General features: G+C 75.4%; 5 protein-coding genes. All 5 read left to right on the top strand.

Annotation, left to right across the window (positions count from 1 at the left end):
- Nucleotides 1-2,031: acyltransferase domain-containing protein (locus LG634_RS36970; RefSeq protein ID WP_226740861.1), on the top strand; the 2,031-nt coding region annotated here is incomplete at its 5' end.
- 43 nt (nt 2,032-2,074) lie between these two features.
- Nucleotides 2,075-7,675 carry a type I polyketide synthase gene (locus LG634_RS36965; protein WP_226740860.1) on the top strand — a complete coding sequence of 1,867 codons (5,601 nt, stop codon included), beginning with the start codon at nt 2,075-2,077 and terminating at the stop codon, nt 7,673-7,675.
- 155 nt (nt 7,676-7,830) lie between these two features.
- Nucleotides 7,831-9,285: an FAD-dependent monooxygenase gene (locus LG634_RS36960; protein ID WP_226740858.1), complete on the top strand. Its 1,455-nt coding sequence runs from the start codon at nt 7,831-7,833 to the stop codon at nt 9,283-9,285.
- A 29-nt stretch (nt 9,286-9,314) separates the two neighbouring features.
- Complete coding sequence (locus LG634_RS36955) at nt 9,315-10,865, top strand: acyl-CoA carboxylase subunit beta (protein ID WP_226740856.1); 1,551 nt, start codon at nt 9,315-9,317, stop codon at nt 10,863-10,865.
- A 25-nt stretch (nt 10,866-10,890) separates the two neighbouring features.
- On the top strand, nt 10,891-11,064 hold the full coding sequence (locus LG634_RS36950; RefSeq protein ID WP_226740863.1) for an acyl-CoA carboxylase subunit epsilon: 174 nt from the start codon (nt 10,891-10,893) through the stop codon (nt 11,062-11,064).
- Nucleotides 11,065-11,156: the final 92 nt, after the last annotated feature.

Genomic DNA, 11,156 nt, shown 5'->3' with positions numbered 1-11,156 from the left:
GCCCACACCACCACCCCCACCGTGACCGTCCTCCCCCTGTCCGCCCGGTCCGCCGGTGCGCTCGCGGGTCAGGCCGAACGCCTCGCGGCGCTCCTCGCGGAGCCGGGCCCGGCCGCCGACCCCGCCGACCTCGGCTTCTCGCTGGCCACCACCCGGGCCGTCCTGGACCGGCGGGCGGTGATCGTGGCGGCGGACGCGGCGGGCGTCCGGGCGGGGCTGTCCGCCCTGGCGGCCGGAGGCGACGCCCCCACTCTGGTGCGCGGCCCGCGCTCCGGGACGGACGACGGCACCGGCGCGACGGCCTTCCTGTTCACCGGCCAGGGCAGCCAGCGCCCCGGCGCGGGCCGTGAACTGTACGACTCCCAGCCGGTGTTCGCCGAGGCACTCGACGCGGTGGCGGCTGCGTTCACCGGACACCTCCACCGCCCGCTGACCGACCTCGTCCTCGCGGCCGAAGGGTCTCCCGAGGCGGCGCTGCTCGACGAGACGGCGTACACGCAAGCCGCGTTGTTCGCCCTCGAGGTGGCGCTGTTCCGGCTGGCGGAGTCCTGGGGTCTGCGGCCGGACGCACTGCTGGGCCACTCCATCGGCGAGGTGGTCGCGGCCCACGTGTCCGGTGTGCTGTCGCTCGCCGATGCGGCGACCCTGGTCGCCGCCCGCGGCCGGCTGATGCAGGCCCTGCCCACCGGCGGCGCCATGCTCTCCGTGCTCGCCCCGGAGGACGTCGTCCTGGCCGCACTCGGCGGCCGCGAGGAGCAGGTCTCGGTGGCCGCCGTCAACGGGCCCGCGTCCACGGTGGTGTCCGGTGACGCCGACGCCGTCGCGGAGCTGGAGGCGCGGTTCACCGCCGAGGGGTACAAGACCCGCCGGCTGCGCGTGAGCCACGCGTTCCACTCACCGCACATGCAGCCGATGCTCGCGGAGTTCCGGTCGGTCCTCGACGGTCTCTCGTTCCAGGAGCCGCAGATCCGGGTCGTGTCCAACGTGACCGGCCGCACGGCGGAGCCCGGGGAGCTGACCGACCCCGGGTACTGGGTCCGGCACGTCCGGGAGGCCGTCCGCTTCCACGACGGGCTGACCGCGCTGACCGGCACCGGCGTCACCACCCTGGTGGAACTCGGCCCCGACGCCGTACTGAGCGCGCTCGCCCAGTCCGCGCTGGACGGACGCCCGGGCCCTGCCGTGACCGTGGCGCCCGCGCTGCGCCGCGGCCGTCCCGAGGCGGTCACCTTCGCGGCGGCCGTCGCCTCGGCCTTCGTGCACGGAGCGCACGTCGACTGGTCCGCGGTGTACGCCGGTTCGGATGCGGACCGGGCCGATCTGCCCACGTACGCCTTCCAGCGCCGCCGGTTCTGGATGGAGGCTGACCCCTCGCGGACCCCTGCTGCCGGCCCGGCCGAGGCCCGGTTCTGGGACGCGGTGGAGCGGGCGGACCTGGCGGTGCTCACCGAGGCGTTGGGTGCCGAGGCCGCCGCCGCACTGGGCGGGGCGCTCCCGGCACTCGCGTCCTGGCGGGCGAAGACCGCCGGCGCGGCAGCGGCCGGCGCGACCACGGGCGCGGCCGAACCGGCCGACGCGCCCGAGACCGAGACCGGTCCCGGACTCGCCGAGCAGCTGGCCGACGCCTCCGCACCGGAGCGCGAGCGGCACGTCCTGGACCTCGTACGGGCGGAGATCGCCCTCGCGCTCCAGTACCCGGGGAAGGAGGCGGTCGGGGCACGGCGGTCCCTCAAGGAGCTGGGCTTCGACTCGCTCGCCGCGGTGGCGCTGCGCAACCGGCTGAACGCGGCGACCGGCCTGAGCCTCTCGGCCACCCTCGTGTTCGACCACCCGACGCCCGTGGCGCTCGCCGGGCACATCGTCGCGGAACTGTTCCCCGCCGAGCACGGCGAAGGGACCGGCCCCGAGCCCGCCCCCGCCGCCCCGCCCGTGCGCGTCGAAGGGTCCGCCGACGAGCTCGCCGGGCTGCTCGACGGCGCGGACGACGACGACCTGTTCGACCTCATCGACTCCGAGCTCGGTTCGTCCTGACCCGGATGACCGCCCCCCTGTCCGTACGCCCATGAGGAAAGCGATGTCTGACGAATCAAAACTGCGGGACTATCTCAAGCGGGTCACGGTCGAACTGCGCGAAACCCGGCTGAAGCTCCAGGAGACCACGGACGCGCACAACGAGCCGATCGCGATCGTCGGCATGAGCTGCCGGCTGCCGGGCGGGGTCCGTTCCCCCGAGGACCTGTGGCGGCTCGTCGAGGAGGGCACGGACGCGATCTCCGGGTTCCCCTCCGACCGGGGCTGGGACGTCGACGGGATGTACGACCCGCAGCCGGACCGGCCGGGCAAGTCGTACACGCGGCACGGCGGCTTCCTGTACGACGCCGCCGACTTCGACGCGGAGTTCTTCGGCATCTCGCCGCGCGAGGCGCTCGCCATGGACCCGCAGCAGCGGCTGTTCCTGGAGGCGTCGTGGGAGGCGCTGGAACGGGCGGGCATCGACCCGGCCGCACTGCGCGGCAGCAGCACCGGCGTGTACGCCGGCTGCGTCACCTCCGACTACCAGGTGCTGCTGACCTCCGCGCCCGAGGAGATCGAGGCGTACCGGATGACGGGCTCGGCCACGAGCGTGCTGTCGGGACGGGTCTCGTACCTGTACGGGCTGGAGGGCCCGGCGGTGACCGTCGACTCGGCGTGCTCGTCCTCGCTCGTCGCCCTGCACCTCGCGGCCCAGGCGCTGCGCCGCGACGAGTGCTCGCTGGCGCTGGTCGGCGGAGTGACGGTGATGGCGACGCCCACGGGTTTCGTGGACTTCAGCCGGCAGCGGGGCTTCGCGCCGGACGGGCGGTGCAAGGCGTTCGGGGCGGATGCGGACGGCACCGGCTTCGCGGAGGGCGTGGGCGTCCTCGTGGTGGAACGGCTGTCGGACGCGGTCGCCAACGGGCACCGGGTGCTGGCCGTGGTCCGCGGCAGCGCGGTCAACCAGGACGGTGCGAGCAACGGTCTCACCGCCCCCAACGGCCCCTCGCAGCAGCGCGTCATCCGCGCCGCGCTCGACGCCGCCGGGCTGGCCCCGGCCGATGTCGACGCCGTCGAGGCGCACGGCACCGGAACCCGGCTGGGTGATCCCATCGAGGCACAGGCGCTGCTGGCGACCTACGGGCAGCAGCGGGAGCCGGGCCGGCCGCTGTGGCTGGGTTCGGTGAAGTCCAACATCGGGCACACCCTGGCCGCTGCGGGCGTGGTCGGAGTCATCAAGACGGTCGAGGCGATGCGGCGGGGAGTGCTGCCGCGCACCCTGCACGCCGACGAGGCCACGCCTTTCGTGGACTGGACGGCCGGCGACGTCGAGCTGCTGACCGAGGCGCAGCCGTGGCCGGACGGCGGCCGGGTGCGCCGGGCGGGTGTGTCCGCGTTCGGGATGAGCGGCACCAATGCGCACGTGGTGCTGGAGCAGGCGCCGGAGCCGGTCCCGGCACCCGAGCCGGCCGACAGCCCCGAGCCGGCCGCCGAGCCGCCGCTGGTGCCGTACCTGCTGTCGGCACGCAGTGCGGACGCCTTGCGCGCCCAGGCCGCCCGGCTCCGCGCCCATCTGCGTGACAACCCGGGGCTGTCCCCGGCGGACGTCGGGCACTCGCTGGCCGTGACGCGGTCGGCGCTCGACCACCGGGCGGTGGTGCTGGCGGCCGGCGCCGAGGAGGCGCAGCGCGGGCTGGAGGCGCTGGCCACGGGCGAGGCGGCCGCGCACGTGGTCGGCGGGGTGGCGTCGGAGCGGGGCCGTACCGTGTTCGTGTTCCCCGGCCAGGGGTCGCAGTGGGCGGGCATGGCGGTCGGGCTGCTCGACACCGCGCCGGTGTTCGCCGCGCGGCTGCGGGAGTGCGACGCCGCGGTCGGCGCACACGTGGACTGGTCGGTCGAGGACGTGCTGCGGGAGCGGCCGGGGGCGCCGTCGCTGGACCTCATCGAGGTCGTCCAGCCGGTGCTGTTCTCCGTGATGGTGTCGCTGGCCGAACTGTGGCGCCACCACGGGGTGGAGCCTGACGCCGTCGTCGGGCATTCGCAGGGCGAGATCGCGGCGGCCTGCGTGTCGGGGGCGCTCACGCTGGAGGACGCGGCCCGCATCGTGGTGCTGCGCTCGCAGTTGTTCGCCGACGAACTGATGGGCAAGGGTGCGGTGGCCTCGGTCGCCCTGTCGCGGGATGAACTGGCCGGGCTGCTCGAACCGTACGGGGAGCGGCTGGCGATCGCCGGTGTGAACAGCCCGCGCCTGGTGACGGTGGCGGGTGAACCGGCGGCGCTGGACGAGCTGGTGGCCGGGCTTAAGGAGCGCGGGGTCCGGGCCCGGGTGGTGCCGGCGACCGTCGCCTCGCACTGCGCGCAGGTCGACCCGCTGCGCGGGCGGATCGCGGAGCTGCTGTCGTTCGTACGGCCCCGCAAGGGGCGGGTGCCGATCTACTCGACGGTCACCGGCGGGGTGCTGGACGGCTCCGAGCTGACGGCCGGCTACTGGTTCGAGAACTGCCGCCGGCCGGTGTCCTTCGAGCCGGTGGTGCGGACGCTGCTGGCGGACGGCTTCGACGTGTTCGTCGAGTCGAGCGCGCACCCGGTGCTGGTCCTGGGCGTCGAGGAGACCGCCGAGGACGCGGGCGTCGAGGTGCTGGTGACGGGGACTCTGCGGCGGCGCAGCGGGGACCTGCCCCAGTTCCTCGGCTCGGTCGCCGAGGCCTACGTACGCGGCCGGACGGCCGACTGGCGGCCGGTGTTCGGGCCGGGCCGGGAGCGGGTGGAACTGCCGACGTACGCGTTCCAGCGGCGCCGGTTCTGGGTCGAGCCGGTGGCTGCCGAGCCGGCCGGCGAGGCGGGCGACGACGTGTTCTGGGCCGCCGTGGAGCATGCCGATCCGGCGGAGCTGGCGGACCTGCTGGGGCTGTCGGACGACCGGGCGGTGGGCGAACTGCTGCCCGCGCTGTCCGCGTGGCGGCGCAGTGGCCGCGAGCTCGCCGCGGTCGACGCCTGGCGCTACCGGATCGAGTGGCGGCCGGTGGCCGACCACGCTCCGGCGGTGCTGTCAGGACGCTGGCTGGTGGTGTCGCCCGCGGACGGCGGTCCGGCCGCGGACGCGGCGGTCTCGGCCCTGGCGGCGGCGCTGCGGCGGGCGGGCGCAGAACCGGTCCCGGTCCCGGTGGCCGCCGGCGCGGACCGCGCCGGCCTGGCACGCCTGCTGGGGGCGGCGGCACAGGACCGGCCGGTGGCCGGGCTGGTGTCGCTGCTGGCGCTGGCGGGTGCCGCGGAGGGGCCGGACACCGCGGCCGCGCCCGGTACGGCGGCGACGCTGGCGCTGCTGCAGGCTCTGACCGGAGCCGCGTTCGCGGCGCCGGTGTGGTCGGTGACCCGCGGGGCGGTACGGGCGGCCGGGGACGACCGGGTCGGTGCTCCCGGGCAGGCCCAGCTGTGGGGCCTGGGGCAGGTCGCCGCGCTGGAGGCGGCCCGGCTGTGGGGTGGTCTGGCCGATCTGCCGGAGACCGTGGACGTGCGGGCCGCCGACCGGTTCGCGGCAGTGCTGGCCGGCGGCGGCGAGAACCAGGTGGCGATCCGTGACACAGGAGTGTTCGTGCGCCGTCTCGTGCCGGCGGCGGGCGGCGCCGACGACGGCCGGGGGTCCGGTCCCGGCGCATGGGCGGCGGCCGGCACGGTGCTGGTCACCGGTGGCGTCACCGGTCCCGGCCGTCACGTCGCCCGGCTGCTGGCCGCCAGGGGCGCGGCGCACCTGCTGCTGACCGCCGAGCCGGGCACCGCGCCGGAGGCGCTCGCCGAGGCGGAGGCGGACCTGGCGGAGCGGGGCGCTGCCCGGGTCACCGCGGTGGTGTGCGACGTCGCCGACCGGGCCGCTCTGGCTTCGTTGCTGGACGAGGTGGCGCCCGGCGGGGACGCTCCGCTGGCGGCGGTCGTGCACACGGCCGGGCTGCTGGAGGACACGCCGCTCGACTCGCTGACACCCGCGGAGCTGGAGCGGGTGCTGCGGACGAAGGTGCTCGGGGCACGCCACCTGGACCTGTTGACCCGCGGCCGGGACCTCGCCGCCTTCGTGCTGTTCTCGTCGGTGACGGCGGTGTTCGGCGGCGGTCTCGGCCTGGCGGGCCACGCGGCCGGGAACGCCCATCTCGATGCGCTGGCCGAGCAGCGGCGGGCGCTGGGGCTGCCGGCGGTGTCCCAGGCATGGGGCGTGTGGGAGGGCGAGCCGGGCACGGCGGACGAGGAGGCGCGCGAGGAGGCGCGCCGGGAGCGGCTGGGGCGGCGAGGGCTGCCGCTGCTGAAGCCTGCTGCGGCGCTGGCGGCGTTCGAGCGGGCACTCGCTCCGGCGGGGGCCGCGATCGTCCTCGCGGACATCGACTGGGACCGGTTCACCCGGGTGTTCGAGGGCGCGGCGCAGAGCCCGCTGATCGGGGAGATCCCGCAGGTCCGGCGGGCCCGTCAGGCGGTCGCCGGTGGTACCGGCGGCGCGAGCGTGCTCGGCCGGCTGGCCGGGCTGGCGCCGGCGGAACGCCGGGCGGTCCTGCTGGAGCTGGTCCAGGGCGAGGTGGCGGCCGTCCTCGGTCATGCGGACCCGTCGTCGGTGGCGGCCCAGCGCGAGTTCCTGGAGCTCGGCATGGATTCCGTGACGAGCGTGGCGCTGCGCAATCGGCTGGGGGCGGCCACCGGCCTGCGGCTGCCCGCCCGGGTGATCCTGGACCGGCGGACGCCCGAGGCGCTGGCCCGCCACCTCGCCGAGGCCCTCACCACCGGGAACGACGGTGCCGGTGGCGAGGCGGGCGGCCCGGTCGGCGAGGGTGCGGGCACGCTCGGCGAACGGTACGTGCGGGCCGAAGCCGCCGGTACCGGCGCGGAGTTCCTGCAGGAGCTGACGGTGGCTGCCGGGGCGCGGGACGCTTTCGGGGCGCCCGGAACGGCCGACCTGCCGGAACCGGTGCGGCTCGTGACGGGGCAGGGTGCGCCGTTGGTCTGCTTCCCGACCGTGCTGGCCACCTCGGGACCGCACCAGTTCGCACGGTTCGCGGCCCCGTTCGCCGGCGACCGGGACGTGTACGCGCTGGCACTGCCGGGGTTCCGGGCGGGCCAGCGGCTGCCCGGCTCGCTTCGGGCTGCGGCCGAGGCCGCCGCGGAGGCGCTGCGGGGGATCGCGGCCGGCGGTCCGGTCGTCCTGGTGGGCTACTCCTCGGGCGGAGCCCTCGCCCACGAGGCGTGCCGCCTCCTGGAGGAATCGGGTGTGTTCCCCGAGGCGGTGGTCCTGCTGGACACGTACGTGCCGGACGACCCCGCCCTCAGCGCGGCCGGACCGGCGCTGATGGCCGGCATGGCGGCCCGGCTGACGGAACTGGGACCGGTCGCGGACGAACCGCTCACGGCCATGGCCCGGTACCTGGACCTGCTCGACGCGTGGCGTCCGGTCCCTCTCAAGACGCCGGTGCTGCTGGTCCGGCCGGAGGCGCCGGTGCCCGGGCTGCCTGTGCCGGGCGCGGACGGGGACGGTGCCTGGCGGGCCGCCTGGCCGCATGCCCATGAGCGGGCGGAGGTCACCGGGCACCACTTCTCCATGATCGAGGAGTACGCCGCGGACACCGCCCGGGCCGTCGGCGACCGGCTGGCCGGGCAGGCCGCACCGGCCGCCCGGGGCCGGGCGTGACGGCGGGCGCAGCAGGGGGCGGTCCGGGCGTGCCGGACCGCCCGCTCCCGCCCGGCCCGGCCGACGGCCCCGGCCCCTCCCCCGACCCTCCCGGCGTACGCCGGGCCCTTCCTTCCGACCGGCCGGACGGCCCTTCCCGAGGAGCGACACGAGAGATGACCGACCGCACTGCCGTACTGATCGTGGGCGCCGGGCCCGTGGGGCTCGCCGCGGCCTGCGCCCTGTGGCAGCGGGGGGTGCAGGCCCGGATCGTGGAGGCGCAGGACGGGCCGCAGCGCGGCTCGCGCGCGGTGCAGCTGCACGCCCCCACCCTGCGGGTCTTCCGGGATCTGGGGGTGCTGGAGGAGGCGGAGCGGCGCGGTCTGCGGATCCGCTCGAACCAGTACCACCTGGCCGGGGGGCGCACCCTGAGGATCACGCTGGGTGCGGCCAACGAGCCGCTGATGCTGCCCCAGGAGGTGACGTGCGCGCTGCTGGAGCAGCGGCTGACCGAGCTGGGCGGCCGGGTGGAGCGCGGGGTCACCGTGGACGCCGTCGAGGCCGACGACGCCGGCGTGACGGTTTCGGCGGGCGTTCCCGGCGGCGCGCTGGAGATCCGAGCCGACTGGCTGGTGGCAGCGGACGGGGTGCGCAGCCGGGTCCGTGAGCAGGTGGGCATCGGCTTCCCGGGCTCCGACGTGCCGGTGAACTTCCTGCTCGCGGAAGGCCGGGTGGACGGGCGCCCGGCGGACGACGCCGTCCACTACTTCCTCGGCCTGTCGGGGTCTGTGGTGTTCGCCTCGATGCCCGGCGGCCGGGTGCGCGTCTCCGCCGCCGTGGCGCCCGGCCACCCGCTGACCCCGGAGGGCGTCCAGAGCCTGCTCGACGAGCGCGGTCCCGGCGGGCTGCGGGTGCGGGAGCTGGACACGGTGAACAACTTCAGCAGCGCGGAGCGGATCGCCGAACGGTTCCGGCAGGGCAGGGTGTTCCTGGTGGGGGACGCCGCACACACCCATTCGCCGCTCGGCGGCCAGGGCCTCAACCTGGGTCTCCAGGACGTGCACAACCTGGCGTGGAAGCTGGGCGGGGTGGTCCGCGGCACCCTCCGGCCGGCCGTGCTCGACAGCTACGAGCCGGAGCGCCGCCACGCGGCCGAGCAGATCGTCGGCAACACCCACGCGTTCCTCAAGGTGTTCACTCTGGGCCCGGCGGCCGCCAGGGTGCGCAACACCGCGTGGCGGACCCTGGACACGGTCGGCGCCCTCGGGCGCTGGCTGGCACCGCTGCTGGCCGGCTGGAAGGTCCGCTACCCGGCCGGCGCCGCGGCACGGAGTGCCGCCGTCACCCGGCGCGGGCTGCCCGCGCCGGGCACCCGGTCGCCGCTGTGGGCCACCGCCCCGGACAGCGGGGACCGCTTCCGGTTGCTGACGCTCGGCCCTGCCGACGGGGCTGCGGTGCGCGGTGCCGAGGAACTGGCCGCCCGTCATCCGGACCTGGTGGGCCACCGTCACGTCGGGCGCGGCGCCCCCGGCTTCGTGCTGCTCCGGCCCGACGGCTACGTGGCCGCGGGCGGTTCCACGGCCGCCGAGTGGGCGCACGTGGAACGGGCCCTCGGCGCCGTCGCCCCCTGACCTTCCGCTTCCGCACAAGGAGTACAGCTGTGACGACACGGGAACGCATCGACGAACTGCACGCTCTCAAGGACCTCGCCCGGCAGGGGCCGGATCCGGAGGCGACCGCCCGCCAGCACGGCCGGGGCAAGCTCACCGCCCACGAGCGGATCGAGCTCCTCCTGGACAAGGGAACCTTCCAGGAGATCGAAGCACTGCGCCGGCACCGGGCGGAGGGCTTCGGACTGGAGAAGAAGCGGTACTCCTCGGACGGTGTCGTGACCGGCTGGGGCACCGTGCACGGCCGTACGGTCTTCGTCTACGCCCATGACTTCCGCATCTTCGGCGGCGCCCTGGGCGAGGCCCACGCGGCGAAGATCCACAAGCTGATGGACCTGGCCGAGGCGGCCGGGGCCCCGCTGGTGTCCCTCAACGACGGGGCCGGGGCCCGCATCCAGGAGGGCGTCACCGCGCTGGCGGGCTACGGCGGCATCTTCCGCCGCAACACCCGCAACTCGGGGGTGATCCCGCAGATCAGCGTGATGCTGGGGCCGTGCGCGGGCGGTGCTGCGTACTCGCCGGCCCTCACGGACTTCGTGTTCATGGTCCGGGAGACCTCGCAGATGTTCATCACCGGTCCCGACGTGGTCCAGGCGGTGACCGGCGAGTCCGTCTCCATGGACGGCCTCGGCGGCGCGGACGTGCACGCCTCGGTCTCGGGCGTCGCGGGTTTCGCCTACGACGACGAGGAGAGCTGCCTGGAGGACGTACGCCACCTCCTGTCGCTGCTGCCCCAGAACAACCGGGAGGTACCGCCGGCGGTGCCCGCATCGGACCCCGCCGACCGGCGTACCGACGCCCTGCTCGACCTGGTGCCCGCGGACCCCAACCGGGCCTACGACATGCGGGCGGTGATCGCCGAGATCGTCGACGACGGCGACCTGTTCGAGGTGCACGCGAGCTGGGCGACGAACATCGTGTGCGCGCTGGCCCGGCTGGACGGGCAGGTCGTGGGCATCGTCGCGAACCAGCCCTCGTCGTACGCGGGTGTGCTCGACATCCACGCCAGCGAGAAGGCGGCCCGGTTCGTCAGCACGTGCGACTCCTTCAACATTCCGCTGGTCACCCTGGTGGACGTACCCGGCTTCCTGCCGGGCGTGGACCAGGAGCACGGCGGCATCATCCGGCACGGCGCGAAGCTGCTCTACGCGTACTGCAACGCCACCGTGCCGCGCATCTCGCTCGTCGTGCGCAAGGCGTACGGCGGTGCGTACATCGTCATGGACTCCAGGTCGATCGGCACGGACGTGTCGCTGGCCTGGCCCTCGAACGAGATCGCCGTGATGGGTGCGGAGGGGGCCGCCAACGTCATCTTCCGGCGGGAGATCAATGCGGCCGACGACCCCGAAGCCACCCGAGCGCAGAAGATCAAGGAGTACAAGTCCGAGCTGATGCACCCGTATTACGCAGCGGAGCGCGGCCTCGTGGACGACGTGATCGACCCGCGTGACACCCGCTCGGTGCTGATCGGCACGCTGGCGATGCTCCGGACCAAGCACGCCGACCTGCCGTCGCGCAAGCACGGCAACCCCCCGGCGTGAGGCGGCGGTGAACCACGTGACGGAGATGTTGAAGGTCGTGCGCGGGAACCCGTCCCCCGAGGAGATCGCCGCGCTCATGGCGGTGCTGCTGGTGACCGGCGGGGACGGGGCGGAGCCCGAGCCGACCGCGGCGAAGGCGTCCTGGGCGCGGGCCCGGGGCTTCGGCGCACCCGCCGGCTCCTGGCGGGCGGCGTCGTGAGGGCCGCCGCCGCGGGGCGCGGGACGGAGAACCGGAAGAACGAGAACCAGAGGACGACCGTGCGCAAGGTGCTCATTGCCAACCGAGGTGAG

Source organism: Streptomyces bambusae (genome assembly GCF_020532645.1).
Classification (GTDB): domain Bacteria; phylum Actinomycetota; class Actinomycetes; order Streptomycetales; family Streptomycetaceae; genus Streptomyces; species Streptomyces bambusae.
The sequence above is the reverse complement of the archived record's forward strand: the minus strand, read 5'-3'. Positions and strand labels throughout refer to the sequence as shown.

Coding starts and splice junctions, on each gene's coding strand:
- LG634_RS36960 (WP_226740858.1), top strand. CDS start 7,831: ATGACCGACCGCACTGCCGTACTGATCGTGGGCGCCGGGCCCGTGGGG.
- LG634_RS36965 (WP_226740860.1), top strand. CDS start 2,075: ATGTCTGACGAATCAAAACTGCGGGACTATCTCAAGCGGGTCACGGTC.
- LG634_RS36950 (WP_226740863.1), top strand. CDS start 10,891: ATGTTGAAGGTCGTGCGCGGGAACCCGTCCCCCGAGGAGATCGCCGCG.